16 protein-coding genes and 1 riboswitch are annotated in these 20,913 nt (G+C 70.7%); all 16 genes read right to left on the reverse strand.

Going from position 1 to position 20,913, the window contains the following annotated elements:
* Window positions 1-34 precede the first annotated feature (34 nt).
* The 16 genes from ABZ441_RS03885 to ABZ441_RS03960 all read right to left on the reverse strand — a co-directional run bounded on the left by ABZ441_RS03885 (window position 35) and on the right by ABZ441_RS03960 (window position 20,771).
* Entirely contained in the window at window positions 35-880 is an 846-nt protein-coding gene (locus tag ABZ441_RS03885; protein WP_358967942.1) for an ABC transporter ATP-binding protein, read from the reverse strand.
* A complete protein-coding gene (locus tag ABZ441_RS03890) occupies window positions 877-1,926 on the reverse strand; it encodes an iron chelate uptake ABC transporter family permease subunit (RefSeq protein WP_358968201.1) in 1,050 nt (349 codons plus the stop codon). Before ABZ441_RS03890 ends, ABZ441_RS03885 begins: the two co-directional genes overlap by 4 nt.
* A 35-nt stretch (window positions 1,927-1,961) precedes the next feature.
* Window positions 1,962-3,008: an ABC transporter substrate-binding protein gene (locus tag ABZ441_RS03895; RefSeq protein WP_358967945.1), complete on the reverse strand. Its 1,047-nt coding sequence runs from the start codon at window positions 3,006-3,008 to the stop codon at window positions 1,962-1,964.
* 57 nt (window positions 3,009-3,065) lie between these two features.
* Window positions 3,066-3,253, reverse strand: a riboswitch (cobalamin riboswitch).
* A gap of 82 nt (window positions 3,254-3,335) precedes the next feature.
* Complete coding sequence (locus ABZ441_RS03900) at window positions 3,336-3,506, reverse strand: hypothetical protein (RefSeq protein WP_358967947.1); 171 nt, start codon at window positions 3,504-3,506, stop codon at window positions 3,336-3,338.
* Window positions 3,503-5,353, reverse strand: coding sequence for an acyl-CoA dehydrogenase (locus ABZ441_RS03905; RefSeq protein ID WP_358967949.1), 1,851 nt, complete (start codon window positions 5,351-5,353; stop codon window positions 3,503-3,505). The genes ABZ441_RS03900 and ABZ441_RS03905 overlap by 4 nt, the downstream gene beginning before the upstream one ends.
* Before the next feature lie 45 nt (window positions 5,354-5,398).
* Window positions 5,399-6,349, reverse strand: a complete 951-nt coding sequence (locus tag ABZ441_RS03910) for a carbohydrate kinase (RefSeq protein WP_358967952.1) — start codon at window positions 6,347-6,349, stop codon at window positions 5,399-5,401.
* Window positions 6,350-6,462: 113 nt separating this feature from the next.
* Window positions 6,463-6,723: a type B 50S ribosomal protein L31 gene (locus ABZ441_RS03915; RefSeq protein WP_358967955.1), complete on the reverse strand. Its 261-nt coding sequence runs from the start codon at window positions 6,721-6,723 to the stop codon at window positions 6,463-6,465.
* 201 nt (window positions 6,724-6,924) lie between these two features.
* Window positions 6,925-7,806: an ABC transporter substrate-binding protein gene (locus tag ABZ441_RS03920; protein ID WP_358967957.1), complete on the reverse strand. Its 882-nt coding sequence runs from the start codon at window positions 7,804-7,806 to the stop codon at window positions 6,925-6,927.
* A gap of 164 nt (window positions 7,807-7,970) precedes the next feature.
* A complete protein-coding gene (locus ABZ441_RS03925; RefSeq protein ID WP_358967960.1) occupies window positions 7,971-8,882 on the reverse strand; it encodes a YihY/virulence factor BrkB family protein in 912 nt (303 codons plus the stop codon).
* 127 nt (window positions 8,883-9,009) lie between these two features.
* Window positions 9,010-9,327 (reverse strand): cupin, encoded by a 318-nt coding sequence (locus tag ABZ441_RS03930; RefSeq protein ID WP_358967963.1) that lies wholly within the window; start codon window positions 9,325-9,327, stop codon window positions 9,010-9,012.
* A 32-nt stretch (window positions 9,328-9,359) separates the two neighbouring features.
* Window positions 9,360-10,994: a glycoside hydrolase family 13 protein gene (locus ABZ441_RS03935; RefSeq protein WP_358967966.1), complete on the reverse strand. Its 1,635-nt coding sequence runs from the start codon at window positions 10,992-10,994 to the stop codon at window positions 9,360-9,362.
* Between the two features lie 109 nt (window positions 10,995-11,103).
* A complete protein-coding gene (locus ABZ441_RS03940; protein ID WP_358967969.1) occupies window positions 11,104-12,054 on the reverse strand; it encodes a carbohydrate ABC transporter permease in 951 nt (316 codons plus the stop codon).
* A 16-nt stretch (window positions 12,055-12,070) separates the two neighbouring features.
* Window positions 12,071-13,033: a sugar ABC transporter permease gene (locus tag ABZ441_RS03945; RefSeq protein WP_358967972.1), complete on the reverse strand. Its 963-nt coding sequence runs from the start codon at window positions 13,031-13,033 to the stop codon at window positions 12,071-12,073.
* Between the two features lie 86 nt (window positions 13,034-13,119).
* Window positions 13,120-14,532 (reverse strand): extracellular solute-binding protein, encoded by a 1,413-nt coding sequence (locus tag ABZ441_RS03950; RefSeq protein ID WP_358967975.1) that lies wholly within the window; start codon window positions 14,530-14,532, stop codon window positions 13,120-13,122.
* 392 nt (window positions 14,533-14,924) lie between these two features.
* The gene (locus ABZ441_RS03955) at window positions 14,925-19,214 is read right to left on the reverse strand and encodes a discoidin domain-containing protein (RefSeq protein WP_358967977.1); all 4,290 of its coding nucleotides are present in this window, start codon (window positions 19,212-19,214) and stop codon (window positions 14,925-14,927) included.
* 375 nt (window positions 19,215-19,589) lie between these two features.
* On the reverse strand, window positions 19,590-20,771 hold the full coding sequence (locus ABZ441_RS03960) for a S8 family serine peptidase (RefSeq protein ID WP_358967979.1): 1,182 nt from the start codon (window positions 20,769-20,771) through the stop codon (window positions 19,590-19,592).
* Window positions 20,772-20,913: the final 142 nt, after the last annotated feature.

Genomic DNA, 20,913 nt, shown 5'->3' on the forward strand with positions numbered 1-20,913 from the left:
CGCGCGACAGAAACGAGGGGCGGTCCCGGGCATCTCACGGGCCCGCCCTCTCGTCGCGTCCCGACCGCCCGTGGGCGGCTCCACCCGGCAGGAACCGCACCGAAGGGCGTCCCTCCGGTCCTTCCGGCGTCACCACCGCGCGCACCCGGTAGACCTCGGCGATGAGGTCCTCGGTGATCACCTCCGAGGGCGGTCCGCCGGCCACCACACGGCCGTCCTTCATGACCGTGACGCGGTCGCAGAACATCGCGGCCAGATTGAGGTCGTGCAGTGCGACCACGGCGGTGACGGGCAGCGCGGCCACCAGGGACATCAGGTCCAACTGGTGCTGGATGTCCAGGTGGTTGGTGGGTTCGTCCAGCAGCAGTTCGCGTGGCTGCTGGGCGAGTGCGCGGGCGATCTGGACGCGCTGGCGCTCTCCGCCGGAGAGGGTGTGCCAGGACTGCGCGGCCCGGTCGGCGAGTCCGGTGCGCGCCAGCGCCTCGTGCACGGCGTCCTCGTCCTCGGGGCCGGGCGCCGACCAGGCCCGCCGGTGCGGGATCCGGCCGAGGCGCACGACGTCGAGGACGCTGAGATCGACCTGGGTGACCGCGTGCTGGTCGACGACGGCCACACGCCGGGCGACGCCGCGCCTGCCGGTCTCGGCGAGTGTCCGGCCGTCGAGGGTGACGACGCCCGCACCGGGGGCGAGTACGCCGGCCATCACCCGCAGCAGCGTGGTCTTGCCGGATCCGTTCGGTCCCAGGAGCCCGACGGTGGTGCCGGGCGGCGGCGCGACGCTCACTCCGTCGAGGACGATCCGCCCGCCGGCCTCCCTGCTGACCCGCGCGGCCCGCAGCCCGTCACCGGGCGTGCCGGTTCCGGGCTCGTCCCTGTTCATGAATTCCTCCGCGTGCGGTAGAGGACCAGGACGAAGGCGGGCACCCCGATGAGAGAGGTGACCACACCGACCGGCACCTCCTGCGGGTCGAGGGCGGTCCTGGCCAGGGTGTCGACCCAGACCAGGAACACGGCTCCCGCGAGCGCGGTCACCGGCAGCAGCCTCCGGTGCCCGGACCCCGTCAGCGCCCGGGCGGCGTGCGGAAGGACGAGGCCGACGAATCCGATGGCGCCCGCGGAGCTGACGAGGGCCGCAGTCAGCAGCGCGGTCGTGCAGAGCAGCACCAACCGGGTGCGGACCACATGCACCCCGAGGGCCGCCGCGGCGTCCTGGCCGAAGGCGAAGGCGTCGAGGGTACGGGCATGGCCGAGGCTGATCAGCAGCGTCACGGCCAGCACGGCGGAGCACATCCACACGTCGCTCCAGCCGACCCCGCTGAGCGAGCCGAGCAGCCAGAACAGCACGCCCCGGGTCTGTTCGGCGTCGGCGGCGGTCATCACGACGAAGGAGGTGAGCGCGGAGAAGAGCTGCATGGCCGCGACTCCGGAGAGCACGACCCGGTCGGTCGATCCACCGAGCGTGTGGCTGAGCAGCAGGACGAGGGCGAAGGAGCACAGGGCACCGACGAAGGCACCGCCCGAGATCGAGACCGCTCCCCCGCCGACACCGAGGACCGCGACCACGACCGCTCCGGTGGACGCCCCCGAGGAGACGCCGAGGACGAACGGGTCGGCGAGCGGATTGCGCAGCAGCGACTGCATCACGGTGCCGCACACCGCGAGTCCGGCCCCGCACACCGCGGCGAGCAGCGTGCGGGGCATGCGCAGGTTCCAGATGATCCCGTCCCGGATCGGGGTCAGCCGCCCTTCGCCGAGACCGAGGTGCGAGGCCACCGCCGACCACACGTCCGGGACGGAGATGCGGGCGGGTCCGATCGTGACGGCGACCGCGACGGACAGGAGCAGCAGGGCCACCCCGCAGCTCCACAGGAAGCCGTCGCGGAGGATGCGGGCTCCGGCGGCCGGCCGGACCGGGGACGGCGGCAGCTCGGCGTGCACGTCCGGAGCGTGGTCGGTCCTCGTCACCCCGCGAGTCCGAACGAGCGCAGCCCCTCCGCGACGCGCTCCACGCCCTCCACGGTCCGGATGGTCGGATTCATCGCCTGGCCGCTGAGGAGGATGTACCGCTTGTTCCGGACGGCCTCCATGTTCTTCGTGGCGGGGTCGGACTCCAGGAACTCGATCTTCTTCTCGGCGCTCTCGGCGGTCTGCGACCTGCGGGTCAGATCACCGATGACGAGCACGGAGGGGTCGCGGTCGGCGACGGTCTCCCAGTTGATCCGGGGCCACTCCTCGTGGGTGTCGTCGAAGACGTTCTTCGCGCCGAGCTCCTCGGTGATGATGCCGGGGGCGCCGCAGCAGCCGGCGAGGTAGGGGGCCTCGGCATTGGCGAACCAGTAGAGGAGGGTGGCGTCGGACGCGTCGATGTCCGCGGTCGCCCTTTCGATGCGGGCCCGGAGACTCGTGACCAGTTCCTCGCCACGCTCCGGGACTCCGAACACCGCTGCGAGATCGCGCACTTCGCCGTAGACGCCGTCCATGGTCAGACGCTCGGTGCGGGAGCCGTCGCTGCTGCCGGTGTTGTCCTTGCCCGCGCAGTCGGTGGGTGAGAGGTACGTCGGCACGCCGAGTTCCTCGAACTGGTCGCGGGTCGCCACACCGCCCTTGCCGAGGGTCGAATCGAACGAGGCGCTGACGAAGTCCGGTTCCTCGGCGAGGACCCTCTCGGAGGAGGGCTGGTTCCCGGCGATGCGCGGCACGGTGGCTTCGTCCTTCTCCAGGCCCTTCATCACCGGGTCCGTCCAGGTCGCGGTGGCGGCCAGCCTTCCGGCGAGGCCGAGGGAGAGCAGGATCTCCGTCGATCCCTGGTTGAGGGAGACGGCGTGACGCGGGGCGGCGTCGACGGTGACCGTGCGGCCGCAGTTCTTCAACGTCACGGGGAAGCCGTCCGCGGCACCGTCCGCCGCGGCGCCGCCGGGCACGCTTCCCCCTCCGCCGCAGGCGGTCAGGAGGACAAGTCCCGTGATGAGCAGGGCGGTTCGGCGTACGGTGCTGGCTATGGGCGGCACGGAGTCCCTCGGCGTCTCTGGGCTCTTGCGCGAAGCCCGGTACGGTGGCCCGCTCCCGGTACGGAAGCGGGTGCCAGCAGGTCTTCGGACTCGGGTTCGTCCGGACGGGGCGCCTTCCCGGTGCACCCGAAGGTGCCCCAGTGGCCGTGGCCCCGCCCGTCCCCCTCACCGCTGCGCGTCAGCTCCGGATTCTCACCGGATTCCCTGACTCCACGTGGAGTGTGACTGGCGTCTGCAAGCTATCACGCGGTGTGTCGGCTCCCCGGGGCCCGTCGCCGGTACGGCGGGGGCGTCCTCCCTCCGTACCGGGCGGGTGCCGACGGGCGGTCAGCTCTTGGGGGGAACCGATTCGCCACCGTCCGTCCGTGGCTTCCCGCTCCGGCGTGCGAGCACGGACGTGGTGCCCCAGTAGGCCAGCAGGACGGTGCGCAGACCCAGTACCTCCAGGCTCTCGCCGATGCGGCCGCGGACGGTCCGGCCCCTGCGTACGTCACTCACCGGGCGTCCTCCCGGCCGGTGTTCCAGGGGCCCTGGGGATCGTCGTACGCGTGCGCGTAACCAGGGCCGGCGATCGGCCAGTCGGCGAGCAGTTCCTCGGGCAGGGCGAAGGAATCGGCCAGTTCGCGGGCGTGCGCGGCGACAGCCGCGACCAGGTCCTCGGTCGTCTCGGCGAGAGCGTCGACCTGATCGGCGCTCAGCAGCCCGGCGGCGAGCAGATCGCCGCTGTTTCGGGCCACCCGTTCGACGGCGAACAGTCGCTCCAGCTCCCCCAGCCGGTCCCTGGCGGCCCCCTCGGGCAGCGCCGCGCGGGCCTCGGCGTAGGCCTCGGCGGCCTGCCGGTGCGCGTAGGCCTCCACCCCGCGCAGGGCCGGGCCCGAGGCCGCGTTCCACTGACCGAGGGTGTCTGCGTCGGCGGCCCGCAGCACGCGGGCTCTGGCCCGGGCGAACCAGATGTCCTGTACCGAGGCGAGGAGCCCGCCCAGGAAGCGCGGATCGCTCAGGTCACCGGCGCGGGGCGCACGCTCCGTCGGGTCCTCCCGGCCGGGCCCGGCGGCGAAGAGCATGTCGGCCGCCGCCTTGGTGTACAGGGCGATGTTGTCGCCCTCCGCCGTGATGGCGCCCTCGACGCCCGTGACCAGTTCGGTCATGCCGTTGTTCTCCAGCAGCGCCTGCGCGCCGCAGCGTTCACGGCTCTCGACGATGACGTCACGGGCCCGCCAGGTGATCCACGCCTTGGCGACGTCGACCAGCCTGACCGCGTCCGCCCGGCTCTCCTCGTCCGTGCAGGTTTCCCACCGCTCCTGTGCCCTGCGGTACAGCAGGCTCATGGCGAAGACGGTCGCCATGGCCGAGGCGAGCGGTCCGTGATGGGTCCGGTGGGAGCTGACGGGCACGGGCGGCGCGCCCCGGGTCCCGGAGATCAGCCGGTGGCCTCCGTAGCGCACGGCGACCGCCAGGGTCGCCCGGGCCGATCCGGCGGCACAGGCGCTCATGGAGATGCGGCCGGGGACGACCCGTCCGATCGAGGTCAGGAAGCGGCGCCTCCTGTCTCCGGGTCCGGTCCGGAACTCCCCTGGGGTGTCGCCCTCCTCCCCGGGGCCCAGCAAGGCGTCCCGACCCACGAAGAGCCGGTCGAAGGAGGTCAGGCAGTGGTCCACCGGACTGCCCATCCGGGCGGGAAGCCGCCGTACCCGGATGCCCGGCAGTGTCTGCCTGTCGTCGGTGAGCGGCACCAGGAAGAGGCGCACCCCGTGGTCCGATCCGTCGGCCACCAGGCGTGCGGCCACCAGTCCGGACTTCGCTCCGCCCGCCGGGCTGGTGTTGGGCATGAACTTCTGCGCGCCCGCGTTCGGGGTGTGCAGGACGAAGCCGTCCCTCCCGCGGTCGTACGTCGCGGTGGTCTCCATGGCCGACGCGTTGTTGCCGTGCGCCACCTCCGTGCAGAGGAAGGTACCGATCCGCCGCATCGTCAGGTAGTCCGACAGGTCACGGCGGCCGACGCAGTCGTGGTCCAGGAGGCTGCCCAGGAAGAGGTTGTAGTGGATGCCTGCCACAGTGGTGAGCGCGGGGTCGACCGGGCCGAGCCAGGCGTGCAGGGCGGCCAGAGCGCGTGGGTCGGCGGCGAGGCGGGCTCCGCTGTCGAGGGAGAGGTTGAGGATCCGCAACCGGTCGTAGGCGAGTTCCAGCCGTTCCTCGGGCGTTCCTCCTGCGGGGCGGCGGAACGGTTCTGTACTGATCAGCCGCTGCCAGAATCCGTGTTCGCGGAGGTGGTCCGGACCGAGGAGGACGCCGGTCAGCAGTTCGGTGGTGGACGGTGGGGCGGTGTCGGTAAGGGTCACGGTCATAACGAAATCAACGACCGTGGTACGGGCGAGGACACCCTGCCCGCGCTACGCCTGGGCTACCGGCGCGTCGGCCAGGGCGGCTGCCAGTTCCGCCGCGTCCGGGGGCCGGGCACCGGCCCTTTCGACGGTCACGGAGGCCGAGGCCACGGCGTGGCGCAGCACCTCGCCCAGGACAGCGGTGTCCAGGGAGCGCAGCCCCGCACGGCCCCGCTCCCCGAGCAGTCCGTACGAGGCCAGGGCGTGCAGCGTGCCTGACATGAAGGCATCGCCCGCCCCCACGGTGTCCGCGACCCGGACGCTCGGCCCGCCGATGCTCAGTGTCGTGCCCGGCACGAGGGCCAGTGCCCCCTCGGCACCCCGGGTGACCAGGACGACCGGCGGCCCCGAGCGCAGCCACCGCTCGGCGGCCTGCTCCGGGGCCTCGCCCGGGTACAGCCATCGCAGGTCCTCGTCGCTGGCCTTGACGATGTCACTGAGCGCGACACAGCGCTCCGCGCGGCGTACGGCGTCGGCGTGGTCCCCCATCAGCGCGGGCCTCACATTGGGGTCGTAACTGACGGTCGCCGCCGCCCGGAGTGACCGGAGGAGGTCCACGACGGTCTCCGCACCGGGCTCCAGGGCGGTGGCGACGGACCCGGTGTGGACGTGCTGGGGCGGCTCCAAGGGATGCTCCGGCGGCCTCAGCGTCCAGGTGATGTCGAAGGTGTAGGCGGCGCGGCCCGCGTCGTCGAGCTCGACCGTGGCGGCCGGAGTGGGTGTACCGCTCCCGTCCGTCAGGACCCGCACGCCGGCCGAGGCCAGGTGGTGTCCGATCAGCCGCCCTCCGGAGTCAGGGCCGAGCTGGGTGACCAGGGTGGTGGCCCGGCCCAGTCGGGCCAGACCGTAGGCGACGTTCGCGGGGCTGCCGCCGGGATGGACCCGGTCCGGCTCGCCCGGCAGCCGGACGATGTCGGCGACGCATTCGCCGATGACCAGCAGGGCGGGGCTGTCGGGCATGGGGTGCGGGGCTCCTGGAGGTCGCGTGCGGGGGCGCCCCTGCGGGGGCCGGCAGTGACGGGACACGGTGCCGCCGGTTCTGCCTGGTGCGGGTGCCCCGCCGGGCGCAGGACTCAGGCGTCCCCATGCCCTTCGTCACCGTAGCGCCGCTCGAACTTGGCGACCTGGCCCTCGGTGTCGACCACCCTCGCCTTGCCCGTGAAGAACGGATGGCTCTCGGCGGAGATCTCGACATCGATGACCGGGTAGCTGTTGCCGTCGTCCCAGTCGATGGTCTGCTCGCTCGACGCGGTGGACCGGGTCAGGAAGGCGTACCCGGCGGAGCGGTCGCGGAAGACCACGGGACGGTACGACGGGTGCTTGTCCTGCTGCATGTCTGCTCCTGGGGGTTACGGGCATCTCGCGTCCCGCTTCGGGCCAGCGTCCCGAACGGCGGGGGCGGGCGCGAACCGGGGCGTCCGTACGGAGCAGCGGATCTCGCGTCCCGCCTCACCCGGGGTCCGGGGCCGGCGGCGCTCGGAGGTGTGCCGGGGCGGGGCTGCGGCGGGGCCAGGTCCCTCGCGCGGAAGGCCCGTTCAGTCGCTCGCCGCCCCCTCCAGCGCCTCCGCCACGAGCCCGAGGAAGCGCGCACGGGCCTGCGGGCTGCACAGGGGTTCCGGGTTCCACGGCACGATCCTCGCGCGGCGCCGGGCTTCCTCCCAGGCGGGGGCGGCGATCTCGTCGAGCGGCATCGCGTTGGCCCGGACGTCCGTCAGGATGATGCCGGGCCGCAGAGCCGCCACTTCCGCCCAGCCGACGGTGGCCCAGTTGACGCCGGCCCCTTCGGGCGGGGACACGAGGGCGACGCCCAGTTCGGCCAGGACGCGCAGCTCCGGCCACATCTGGGGGCGGGCGGCATAGGCCTGTTCCTGACTCGCGGGCGAGAGGGCCGCCACCGCCGGACCGCGGGGAGTGGCACCGGCGGCCGAACGGAGCCGCTCCCGGGCGGCCCGCAGGTCATCCGCGGCGTCCGGGGCCGGCGCGCCGCCGAGCGAGACCGCGAGTTCGGCGAAACGCTCGGCGACCCGGTCGAGGGTGCGCGCCTGCCCCACGTCGATCACGACGACCGGGACGCGCTCCTCCAGGTGCTTGGCGGTGTCCGGGTCGAGCCCGTAGAGCTGGCCGTGGCCGTAGCTGACCGCGACGACCAGGTCGGGCCCGCCGCGTAAGAGCGTCTCCACGTCCAGGTCGCCGCCCGCGCCCCGGTAGTCCACGGCGTCCAGCGGGAGCGTGCCCGTCTTCGCCTGGTCGGGCTCCGCCCCGTCGTGCCCGGAGCCGAAGATCCCTTCCGGGACTATCCCGTAGTCCCACAGCGTCGCTCCCGCCTGGACGTACGCGAGCACCCGCGCCGGTCGGCGGTCCGCCACCACCACACGGCCCCGGTCGTCCGCGAACCGCCACGCGCTCTGCTCCGTCATGTCGCCCACCCCTCCGAACCGGCTGCCCGGGCCCTTTCCCTGGCTCGCCCCTCACTACCTGCCCAGCTCGCCGGCTCCACACCCTCCGTGAAACGCCCCGGACAGGTCCGGTTCATCGCCCCGTCGTCCTCGCTCAGGAGTGCTCCCGCACGGGCCCGGAGGCCTCAGGTCACCTCGCTCTGCCGACGGACCTCCGTGCGTGCCAGTTCGACGTTGAACTGGGCGCCGGCCAGCAGCGCGAGGTTGGTGAACCAGATCCAGATCAGGAAGACGACCAACCCGGCCAGCGAGCCGTACAGCCGGCTGTAGGTGCCGATCTGCGTGGCGTACAGCGCGAACCCGGCCGAGGCGACCAGCCACAGGAACGCGGCGAGCACACCACCCGGCAGCCCCTTGCGCACGCCGCGCGCCGAGCGCGGGCCGGTGCTGAAGAGGACCACGATGAGGAGGACGACCAGACAGAGCAGCACGGGCCACTTGAGGCCGGCCCAGAGCGTCTCACCGGCCTGGGGCAGGCCGGCGATGCGTCCGAGCCAGCGCGCCAGCGGTCCGGTGAGCACCAGGGCGAAGGCGCTCGCCATCAGCAGGACGAGCAGGCCGACGGCCGAGGCCACGATGATGGGCGCCTGGCGCAGCGGGGGCCTGGTGTCCTTCACGTCGTGCATGGCGTGCATCGCCCGCCGGAAGACCGCCAGATAGCTGGAGGCGGACCACACGGCGCTCACGCTTCCCGTGGCGACGAGCAGCCAGACCGCGGTGCGCTCCTGGGTCGCCGCCTCCAGCGGCCGGCGCAGGGCGGTGCCGGACTCGGCCGGCGCGATGGCGGTGATGTCGGCGATCAGGGCGTTGGTCGCGCCGGGGTTGGCCAGGCCGATGACGGACACGGTGACCAGGAGCGCCGGGAGCAGCGCGAGGATCGCGTAGTAGGTGAGGGCGGCCGCCCAGTCGGAGAGGTCGTCGTTCCACAGGGAGACGGGGGTACGGCGCAGAGCGGTGCGCCATCGCTTCCTCGTCCCGCCGGGGCCGCACGTGGGCGGGGTCCGTTCCGCGAGGGGTGAGTGGGTCCTGCTGGGCACGCGGAATCTCCGGGGGACGTAGGAAGAGCGGAGCGGATGGGCCGGACGCGGTCCCACGTGCTCGGACGTCCCCGGCTCACCCCCTTTCTCTCATGCCTCGATCCCCCGGGTGTACTCCCGGGTCGGATCAGTCGTTGACTGCGGTGAGCAGCACCACCGCGTCCTCCAGTGCGAGCAGCCCGTGCCGTTCCCGGGGAATGGGGTGCAGGACGCCCGCCGCGAGGTCCACGTCCCCGGACCCCGCGGTGAGCCGCACCGCTCCGCGCAGCACCTGGAGCGAAGCGGCGGGCGGCGCGTTGTGCTCGTCGAGGGCGGAACCCTCGGTGAGCGCGATCACCGTCTGCCGCAGCGGCACCTGGCGCAGCAGCAGATGCGCGCTGCGTCCGTGCGCGTCGGCCCGCGCTGCGGCCAGGTGCTCGTCGGCGAGAGCGTTGAGATCATCCATACGACCACTCTGCCGCAGCCTCCGCTCCCCCGCTATAGCTCCTCGCGCAGCCAGGCCGCGGTGTCGACCGGCAGCAGACCGGCGACGTCCAGCGGGCCGCTGGTCAGGAGAACCCCGTCATGGCCGGGCAGCGCGACCGGGCCCCCTGAGAGGTTGACGACACAGATCAGGCCGTGGGCCCGCGAGAAGGCGAGGACACCCGGTGACGAAGGCAGCCAGTTCAGCCGGCCGTCGGCCGTCTCGCCCGGGGTGGCGGCGAAGCCGGGCTCACCGCGGCGCAGTCGCAGCGCCTCGCGGTAGAGGGTGAGCATGGAGCCCGGGTCGGCGGACTGCTCGTCCGCGGCGTACGAGGGCCATGCCGCGGGCTGCGGCAGCCAGGGTTCCGCGGTGGACCCGAATCCCGCGTACGGCTCACCGGCGGACCAGGGCAGGGGCACCCGGCAGCCGTCCCGCCCGGGGTCGATGCCGCCGGAGCGCAGGTGCATGGGGTCCTGGATCCGGTCGCGGGGGATGTCGGCCTCGGGCAGTCCGAGCTCCTCGCCCTGGTAGAGGTACACGGCGCCGGGCAGCGCGAGGGAGAGCAGGGCGGCCGCCCGTGCCCTGCGGGTGCCGAGCTCCAGGTCGGTGGGCGTGCCGAAGGCCTTGGCCGCGAAGTCGAAGCCGGTCGTCTCACGTCCGTAGCGGGTGACCGTGCGGGTCACGTCGTGGTTGCACAGCACCCAGGTGGCGGGAGCTCCCACCGGGGCGTGTTCGGCGAGCGTGTCGTCGATCGCCGAGCGCAGCAGCCCGGCGTCCCAGGGGCAGGCCAGGAAGTTGAAGTTGAAGGCGGTGTGCAGTTCGTCGGGCCGGAGATAGCGGGCGAAGCGCTCGGAGTCGGGGAGCCAGACCTCGCCGACGAAGACGCCGTCGTACCGGTCGGCGATGGCACGCCACGAGCGGTAGATGTCGTGGAGTTCGTCGCGGTCGACGTACGGGTGGGGGTCGGTGCCCTTGACGAAGTCGGGCAGGGCGGGGTCCTTGGCGAGCAGGGCCGCCGAGTCGATCCGTACGCCGGCGACGCCCCGCTCGAACCAGAAGCGCAGGACGTCCTCGTGCTCCTGGCGGACCGCGGGGTGCGCCCAGTTGAGGTCGGGCTGGCCCTGGGCGAAGAGGTGGAGATACCACTGGCCGTCGTCGATCCTGGTCCACGGGGTTCCGCCGAACTCCGAGACCCAGTCGTTGGGCGGGATCTCCCCGTGTTCGCCGCGTCCTTCCCGGAAGTGGAAGAGCTCGCGCTCGGGGCTGCCGGGGGCGGCGGCCAGCGCCGCCCGGAACCAGCTGTGCCGGTCGGAGACGTGGTTGGGGACGATGTCGATGATGGTGCGGATGCCGAGCTCACGGGCCTCGGCGATGAGCTTCTCCGCCTCGGCGAGATGGCCGAAGGCGGGGTCGATGACCCGGTAGTCGGCCACGTCGTAGCCGCCGTCGGCCAGCGGGGACAGGTACCAGGGGGTGAACCAGAGGGCGTCGACGCCCAGTTCGACGAGGTAGGGCAGTCTGGCCCGCACTCCCGCGAGATCGCCGGTGCCGTCCCCGTCGCCGTCGGCGAAGCTGCGTACGTAGATCTGGTAGATGGCGGCGTCGCGCCACCACGGTGCGGTGGCCTCGGTCGGACGGATGGCTGCCACGTGGCGTTCCTTTCGGGCAGGTGGTACTCCGCCCCCGGCCCGGACGCGGGGCGTGCGAGGGGAGGGCCGGCGGCGGAGTGCTGGTGTGAGGCGGTGGTTCGTGGTGGGGTCAGCCCTTCAGGCCGCCCGCGGTGAGACCGCCCATGATGTTGCGCTGGAAGAGCAGGAAGATCAGCAGCGTCGGGACGGACGCGATGGTGAGGGCGGCGATGAGGACGTTCTGCGGTACCCCGTTGGACAGCGAGTAGATGCCGACGTTGAGGGTCTGCTTCCCCGGGTCCGGCAGGGTGAGCATGGGCCAGAGGAAGTCCTTCCAGACCCCCACGACCGCGAAGATGGAGACGACCCCGAGGATCGGCCGGGAGATCGGCAGGACGATGGAGCGCAGGGTGCGCAGGGGTGAGGCGCCGTCGATGGCCGCGGCGTCGAGGAGTTCGCCCGGGACGGAGTCGAAGAACCGCTTCAGCAGAAAGATGTTGAATGCGTTGGTGACCGACGGCAGCCAGATCGCCCAGGGCGAGTTGAGCAGGTTGCGCTCGAAGATCGGTACGTCGAGGACCGTGAGGTACTGCGGCACGACCAGGACGGCCGCCGGGATCATCAGAGTGGCGAGCATCATGCCGAGGATGGCCTTGCCCAGGACCGGCCGCAGCTTGGACAGCGAGTAGGCGGCGGCCACGTCCAGGACGAGCTGGAAGGCGAGTGCCCCGAACGCGTAGTAGAGGGTGTTGAAGAGCAGTTGAGCCAGGTCCATCACGGTCCACGCCTGGGAGTAGTTCTCCGTGTGGATCGAGGAGGGGAAGGCGGTGGGCGGGCTCTGTACGACTTCCTGGGTGGTCTTGAGGCCGCCGGTGACCATCCAGTAGAGGGGGCCGAGGAACACCAGGGTGAAGCCGGCGGCCACCAGCGCGAAGACGATCCAGTAGACCAGCTTCCCGCGGGGCCGGCCGAGCTGGGCCGGTGAGATCAGCGTCCTCTGGCGGCCCTGGTCCGTGTCCCGGCGGCGGGCCTTGCGTCCGCTGCCGGTTCCCTGCCGGGAGACAAGCGTGTTCGATGCCATCGTTCGTTCTCCCGTCCTAGTCTTCGCTGCTGCGGCTGAGGCGTACGTACACCGCGGAGAAGCCCGCGAGGACGACCAGCAGGAGGAGGCCGAGGGCCGCCGCTCCGCCGTAGTTGTTGAAGTTGAAGGCGTACTGGTAGATGAGGTAGACGACGGTCGTGGTGGAGCCCTCCGGGCCCGCGCCGTTGGTGAGCAGGAACGGTTCGGTGAAGACCTGCATCGTCGCGATGATCTGCATGAGCAGCAGCAGCGACAGGATGAGCCGGGTCTGCGGGACGGTGACGTGCCAGATCTTGCGGAACAGCCCGGCGCCGTCGAGTTCGGCCGCCTCGTAGAGCTCCCCCGGGATGCCCTGGAGGGCGGCGAGGTAGATCAGCGTGGCCCCTCCCATGTTCATCCAGGTGGAGGCGATGACGACGGAGAGCATGGAGGTGCCGGGGTCCTGGAGCCATTGCTGGGCGGGCAGATGGAGGAATTCCAGGATGCGGTTGAAGAGTCCGTAGCCGGGGTCGTAGAAGTACTTGAAGAGCAGGACCGAGGCGACCGGCGGCAGCATGACGGGCAGGTAGACCAGCAGGCGGAGGTATCCCTGCGCGTGCCGGAACTCGTTGAGCACGACGGCGACGACGAACGGGACCGCGAAGCCCAGCAGGAGCGCCAGGACGGTGAACAGCGCGGTGTTGCGCCATGCCTGCCAGAAGGCCGGGTCGTTGAAGACGTAGCTCAGGTTGGACCAGCCGGCCCAGGTCGTCCTGCCGTCCTCGGTCTTCTGGAAGGCCAGGACGAATTCCCTGACCATGGGATACCAGGAGAAGAAGGAGAAGCAGAGGACGGCTCCGATCAGGAAGCCGTGCGCCGTGATGTTGCGGCGCAGTGCGCGCACGAACTCCTCGCGGGCGGAGCCCGGCCCGGTGGAGTGTGGGGGGTGCCCGGGTGGCGGTGCGCTCGCCTTCCCGGTGGACAGGGTGGGGGCCGACATGGCTTCTCCTCGGTGCCGGTGCGGTCGCTCGCAGACGGACGGGGTGCGGGGCCGGGCGCCCGCCCGGCCCGGCCTCCGCGCGTCCGTTACTGGTTGGCCAGGACCTGGTTGACCTGCTGCTCCGCGGTGTCGAGCAGCTTGTCGATGTCGGCGTCCTTGTTGGTCAGGACCCCGGACATCGCGTTGTCGAGGATCTTGTAGATCTCCTGGGCCTTCGGCGGCTCGGCCTTGCCCTGGACGGGGTTGTCCATGAAGGCCTTGAAGTTCTCGACGGGCATGGTGGCGTTGGCGGCGCGGTCGGCGTCGTCCTTCGTCTTGCTCTCGCCGGTGAAGAAGTTGGGCTGCGGGAGGCCGACGGGCAGCTGGTCGGCCTTGGTGCGCGCCCACTCGAACTGCCCCTTGCCGGGGGTCAGGTTCTTGAAGTTCAGCCAGGCGACGGCCGCCTTGATCATGTCGGGCGAGCTGCCCTTCTTGATCATGTAGTTGTTGCCGCCGAACAGGGTGCCCTGGGCACCGGGAATCGGACCGAGTCCGAAGTTCTCGTACTTCGCCCCGAGCTGCTGCACCATGTAGGCGATGTCGTCGGGCGCGGCCAGGAACATGCCGAGCTTGTCCGTGGCTATCTGCTTCTGCAGGTCGCCCCACTTCAGCAGCTGGGTCCTGCCCATGCTGTCGTCCTCCCAGCGCATGTCGTGCAGCTGCTGGAGGACCTGCTTGCCCTTGTCGTCGTTGAACGCGGCCTTCTTGCCGCTCGCGTCCACGACGTCCCCGCCCAGGGCGTACTGCGTGGCGGTGAAGTGCCAGCCGCCGTTGTTGCCGGCGCTGTACTCGCCGAAGCCCGCGATGCCCTTGCCCAGCCCGGCGATCTTCTTGCTCGCCGTACGGACCTCGTCCCAGCTCGCCGGCGGGGTGTCGGGGTCCAGACCGGCCTGCGTGAACAGCTTCCGGTTGATCATGAGGCCCATGGTGTAGTTGCTCGTCGGCAGCGCGTAGAGCTTGCCGTCCTTGCGGGCGACGTCGAGCACCTGGGGCTGGATGTCCTTCAGCGCCGGGACGGAGGTGTCGTCGACGTACGCGGAGATGTCCTCGGCGCCATCGTTGTCCAGCACCTGCTGCAGGTCGGTGAAGTACGCGTAGAACACGTCCGGCTGCGACTTGCCCTTGAGCATGGCCGTGAAGCGCGGCGGCTCGAGGCACTGACCGGGCGTCGACTTCCCGTCGATCCTGACGTTCGGGTACTTCTTGTTGAAACTCTTGATGTCCTCGTTCCACTCCCGCAGTTCCGCCGCCTTCGCGGCCGGCGGCATGCAGTCGATCGTCAGCGTCACCTTGGTCTTCGGATCGAGCGGCGCCGACGGATCGGACGATCCGCTGCCGGAGTCGTCGTTCCCGTCGCCGCTGCTGCTCGTGCCGCAGGAGGCAAGGGCGGTCAGGGCGAGCGCGGCGACGACGGCGGCAGCGGAGGCACGGCGGGTACGGCGAAACCCAGCACTTCTCATCGGTGGTCCCCTTCGGGCATGAGCGCGGAAGGCCTCGGCCGACTGTCTGCCGGGGCGCGGCACACTCAACCACCGGCAACAAGAGAGCGCAATATCTCGCGCAGTTATCGAAAATGTTTGACAGCGTTCCGTATGTGATGAAGCGCCGAGCCGTTCCGACCCAACACCCCCAAGGAACATCCCTGCGCGGCCCGTACGGAGCGTCGAGGCATGCCACCCCGCCCGGGCCGCCACCGGCGACCCCGCACGGACAGAAGGGCCATCGACGATCCCGTGGGGGAGCTCGGCGCAAGAGTCGAACTTATCGATGCAAGTGGTTACGCGCGGCGGGGTGCCTCCCGGCGCCCTCCCGGGCCACGGGAGGCACCCCGCCGTACAGCCTCCGGGCTCCTCTACGGATTGATCTCGATCTTGAAGGTCGAGGTGGTGTTCTTCACGTCCTGCGCGTTGCCACTGAGCTTCAGACCGTTGAACGTGACCTCACCGACGGCAGGGCCTTGCCCCGACTCCGGCATCTCGTTGGCCCAGAGCCCGAAGCCCGACTTCGCGTCGAAGGCGTCACCGCTCCTGCGCGCGCCCGTGATCGAGATGTCGGTGAGCACCGTGTCCTTGATCGGGAACTGCGGCCGGCCTCCCACGTAGTTCGTCTGGAACATGATCCCGCTGTACGTCGGGTCGACGATGTCCACGTGCGAGATCCTGATGCCCTGGAAGACCTTGGAGGCCGAGAACAGCCAGATCCCGGGGAAGGTCTGCGTTCCCCAGAAGTGACCGCCGGACCGGATGACCGACACGTTCTCGATCTCCGTGGGCCCGGTCCCGAATCCGTTCATCGGATAGCCGAAGTCCAGCGAGCTGACCGTGATCCCGGCGTACACCAGGGTGTCGGCGATGAGGATGTTGCGGAAGGTGTTGTCGTAGCCGCCGTACACAGCCACACCCGCGGCCCGCCAGGTGAGGATGGACGTGAGGTTCTCGTACACGTTGTTCTTCATGTCCGAGCCCCCGGCGTCGATCGCCGAGAACAGCGCGAAGCTGTCGTCGCCCGTGGCCCGTGCCTCGTTGTTGGTCACGTGGTTGTCCGTGGAGCCGTTGGTCATGTTGACGCCGTCGGCGAACATGTTCCGGATCCGGGAGTTCTTGATCGTGACGTTGTCGGTGTTGGCGCCCCAGTAGAGGCACACCATGTGCTCGTTCCAGATGTTGTCGATCACGATGTCGGAGACGTTCGAGAAGTCGAACACCTTGCCCGGCCCGTCGATTCGGGACGTGTAGTTGCCGAAGTACGCGAAGTTCGAGAACGACGAACCCTTCGCACCGGCCTCCGCACGGAACCCGATGTCGGTGTTGTCCTGCGTGGACGGGGCCCGGAACCGGGTGAACCAGGGCCCGGCACCGACGACCTTCACGGCCTTGCCGTAGACCTGGAACTTGCTGGAGGTGGAGTAGTCACCGGCCGGCAGGTAGACACCCACGAGGGCTCCCGTGGTGTCCATACGGACCTTGTCCAGGGCGTTCTGGACGTCCTGGTGGGTGAAACCGGTGGGCACGGTGTAGGCGGCCGGGTCCGGGTTCGCCACCTGGGAGACCTGCTCGAGGCTGACGAAGTCGATGGCGTAGGTGCTGGTGTTGGCCGCGTCCTTCTGCAACCGGATCCTGCTGCCCGCCGGGACGGTCCTGCCCAGCATGACGTTCGCCTCGTCGTAGATGTGCCGCGGCGCTCCGGAGCCCGGGTCGTTGCCCGGTCCGGTCTCGTTCCCGTACAGCCAGGCGTACTTCGAGGTGAGGTCGATCGCCTTGAGGAAGGTGCCGTCCACGTAGACGTTCAGCTTCGACTCGATGCCGCCGCCGCCCGCCGAGTCCGGGATCGAGAACCGGGTGACCAGGGTGTTGGTGGTCGCTCTGGTGGTGAACTCCACGTAGTCGCCGGTGCTGTCGAGGGTGACCGCCTTGCGGCCCGACGCCTCGCCCGCGACGTCGCCGACGGTCCGGTTGGGGCCGACGACCTTCGCGCCGCCGCCGGCGACGCCGTCCTCCGCCTCGTACATGTCGTACGGCATGTTGGCGCCGCGTCCGACGAAGAGCGACTCGGTGCTGGTGTTGTTCGCGCGCTTCACCGGGAGTTCGTTGGCGTCGTCGGCGACCACCAGCTTCACCGTGTACGAGCCGTTGGCTGCCGTCCAGGTCCCGAGGGAGACGGGGGCCGTCGTCGCACCGGCGGCGATGGCTCCGTTGTGCGCTCCCGTGAGGGTCTTCACCGTGGCCCCCTTGGAGTCGAGCAGGCTCAGGGTGACGCCGTGGCCGCCGCCCGACGAGGCCACGGAGCCCTGGTTCCTGATCGCGACCGAGAAGGTGACCGTGTCGCCGTTCGACGGGGCCGACGGTGAGGTCGAGACCGCGCCCGCCACCAGGTCCGAGCTGGAGACCGGCTTCACGACCAGCGGGGAGCCGGCGGTGAAGCGGTTGTCGGTCTCGTTCTGCTCGATGATCTCGTTCCCCGGGTCGACGACCGCGCCCAGCGTGTAGCTGCCCGCGTCGCGGGCTCCGATGGACGCGGTGACCTGGGAGGAGGAGCCCGCGGCGAGAGCGCCCACCGAGGCGGTGGCCACCTTGGAGCCGCCGAGCTCGAAGTCGAGCTTGCCGGCGGGAGAGGCGACGGCGCCGGAGTTCCGTACGGTGGCCGACAGGGTGACGGCGTCCGATTCCACCGGTGCCGCGGGTGAGGCGGCGACCCCCGTGACCTGGAGGTCGGGGTTCGGGGCCGGAGCACCCAGCACCTGGAACTCGGCGACCTGACCGGCGCCGGATCCGGAGTTGGACGTGAACTTCAGCTGGACGTCGGCCACCCGCGCGGTGACCGGGATCGTCACCGTGTTGCCCGTCGCGGGGCTGAACGCGTAGTCCTTGGCGGCGGCCAGACCCGTGAAGGAGGTGGCGTCCTGCTCACGTCCGAGCACCTGGATGTTCTGGGTGCGCGCGCCCCAGATGCTGTCGGGGTTGAGCTTGACGACGACGCTCTCGGTGTCGGCGTTGGCACCCAGCTTGACGGTCAGGGTGTTCGGGTAGCTGCCGCCTGCGCCCTCCCAGTAGGTGGTGAGCGAGTTGTCGTTGGCGTTGGCCGCGACGAACGTGTGGACCACGGAGGAGGCGGTGATCGGCTTGGAGACCGCCAGGTTGGAGGCGGCGCCCGTGGATCCGTTACGCGTCACGGTGTTGCTGGAACCGGATATGTTGCCCGCCGCGTCCCTCGCACGCACCACATAGCTGACGGTGGTGGCGGCGGACTGGGTGTCGGTGTAGGTGGTGAGATCGCCTGCGACGGTCTTGCGGAGCACGTTGTCGGCGTAGACGTCGTAGCCGGTGACGCCCTTGTTGTCGGACGAGGCCGTCCAGGTCAGCTTGATCCGGCCCGTCGACGGCTCGGTGAACGCCAGGGCCGAAGGGGCCGTGGGCGCCTGGGTGTCACCGGAGTCGCCCTCGCGGGTGACCGTGTTGCTGTTGCCGGACACGTTGCCCGCCGCGTCCTTCGCCCGGACGTGGTACGAGACACTCTCGTCGGAGGGCCGGGTGTCGGTGTACGTGGTGACGTTCCCCGCCACGGTGGTCAGCAGTCTGTTCCCGGCGTAGATGTCGTAGCCGGTGACGCCCGTGTCGTCCGACGACGCCTTCCACGTCAGCTTGACCTGTCCGGTGGCCGGTTCGGTGAACGCCAGGCCGGAGGGCGCGGTGGGCGCCTGCATGTCACCGGTCGTGGGACCGTAGACCTCCAGCTCCGACAGCTGGGCCGCGGGCTGGACGGAGTTGGCGGTGACGAGCACCCGGACGTGGCGGGTGGTGGCCGGGTCGAAGGAGATCGTCGTCGACTGGCCGCCCGCGGCGCTGAAGGCGTACGCCTTGGAAGCCGTCAGATCCTGGAACTCCGAGCCGTCGGCACTGCCCTGGATCTTCAGCGTCTGGGTCCGCTGCTCCCAGCCGTCCGGCAACCGGAGCACCACACGGTCGACCCGCACCGAGGAACCCAGATCGGCCTGGAGCCACTGCGGGAGCGCGTTGTTCCTGCTCTCCCAGTAGCTGGCGCGGTTGCCGTCGTTGCCGTGGGCGGCGACATAGGTCTCGGTGAAGCTGCTCGCGGTGAGCGTCCTGCCCGCGGCGAGGTTCACCGACGACTCCCCCGCGGCGCGGACCTCCAGCTCGGACAGCTGAGCGTTCCGCCCACCCGTGTTGGCCGTGATGTCGACCCGCACGAACCGGGTCCGCGCGGCCGGGAAGGCAATCCGCACCTCGTTGGCGGATCCGGGGCCGAAGGTGTACGCGGCGGAGGTCCTGAGGGTGGAGAAGCTGGTGCCGTCGGCGCTTCCCTGGAGCGAGAGGGTCTGCTGCCTGCTCTCCCAGCCCGCGGGAAGCCTCAGCCTCACCTCGTCGACCCGGGCGGTGGAGCCGAGGTCGGTCTGCACCCACTGCGGCAGCTCGTCCCCCGCTCCCTCCCAGTACGTGCCCTGGTTGCCGTCCGTCACGTTGCGGGCGGCGTACTCCCCGTGGGCGCTGCTCGCCGTCGCGGTCCGGCCGACGGCGATGTTGGGGCCGTCGGCCGCCGAGGCGGTGAGCGACGGCCATCCGATCATCAGAAGACTGGTCGTGACCACGGCGGAAAGGGCTCGCCATCTCCAGCGTTGGGCTCTCATAGGTCCCCGATCCTGGGCCTCGGCGCGGCAAGCGCCGAGGACACGGCTCTGTCGGTGCAGCCCTGTGGCACAGCATTCTGCGCACGTCGGGCTGAGATTTGCGCTTGGCCGTCAGAGAGTTGCAGAGAAGATGGAGAGCGTCCACGGTTCCGACAGAAACCGGAACACGACTGAGTGAAACGAGAGAGACGCAAGAAGGCCGCCGGGGAGGCCTTTCGGCACGGAAGGCCGCCCGGCACCGCACCCACGAAGGTGTCGTCACGTGACGCAAGAATTTTGCGTACCGTTGCAAGCGGCCGGAAAGCACCTGCTCCACGGCACGACGAAGAGCGGGGCCCGCAGAACGCGGGCCCCGCTCCGACGAAACCGACCGGGTCAGAGACCGCCGGTGTACAGGAGCCGGTCGGGCGAACCGGAGCCGAGACCCGTCAGGACGTCGGGGGTCGCCTCCCCGGCGAGCCAGTCCGCGACCTCCTGCGGTGCCGCGTCAGGGTTCTGCTCCTTGTAGAGGGCAGCGGCACCGGCGACGTGCGGACTGGCCATGGAGGTTCCGCTCAGCGTCGTGGAGCCGCCACCGAGATGCGCGGACACGATGTCCACACCGGGGGCGTACAGCGACACGCAGGTGCCCCAGTTGCTGAACGCGGCCTGCCGGTCCTGGTCGTCACTGGCCCCTGCGGCAAGCACGCCGTCGGCGCGCGCCGGGGAGACGTCACAGGCGTCCTGGTCCTCGTTGCCCGCCGCGACCACGGGCAGGGTGCCCTCCGCCGCGAGCGCGTCGAACGCGTCGTCGACCGCCGATGACGCGGGCCCGCCGAGGGAGGCGTTGACCACGGCCGGCTGCTCGGCGTTCTGAGCGATCCAGTCGAGGCCGGCGATGATCCCGGCCCACGTGCCCGAACCCTCGCAGTTGAGCACCCGCACCGGCACGAGGGATGCGGCGGGGGCGACACCGTACGTCACGCCCGCCACGGTTCCGGCCACATGCGTCCCGTGACCGTTGCAGTCCTCACCGTCGCGGCCGTCACCGATCGCGTCGTATCCGGCGCCCACCCGGCCCCCGAACTCGCTGTGGGCGGATTCGATGCCGGTGTCGAGGATGTAGGCGGTCACCCCCTGGCCCGTGCCGTCCACGTCATACGTGCCGTCCAGTGGCAGATTCCGCTGGTCGATGCGGTCCTGACCCCAACTCCCGGCCACGGCACGCTTCCCCGCCGACCCGGCGGCGGGCGGGGAGACGGAGGCCTCACTGTTCTCCTCGACGGCCTGGACCCCCGCCGCACCGCGCACCTGGTCCAGCTGCGCGGAGGTGAGCGAGGCCGCGAAGCCGTGCAGGACCTTGCTGTACGTGAAGAGCGTACTGACCCCGAGCTGCTCGGCCATGGCGGCCGGCTTCTGCTCGGGGGCGAGGGTGACGATGTACTGACCGGGCACGGCCCGGGCCGACTTCTGCACCGGCACAAGAGTTTCGCCGGTGTCGGCCGTGGCCGTGGTGGTGCCGATCAGGGGGGCGATCAGCAGCAGGGCGGCCGGTGCCCAGTGGGCGCGCAGGCGCATGCGTTCTCCCTTGAGACGGAGGAGCGGGTCGCGGACCCGTCAGGTCCGCGACGTGCGAACACCTGACCTTTCGTCCACATCCCCGGCGGGCCTGAGCCGCGTCAGCCGGACAGCGCAACGATCGGTACCCGGCACAGGCCCA

Origin of the sequence: Streptomyces sp. NPDC005752, from assembly GCF_040630715.1 — a bacterium.
In the GTDB taxonomy this organism is placed as follows: domain Bacteria; phylum Actinomycetota; class Actinomycetes; order Streptomycetales; family Streptomycetaceae; genus Streptomyces.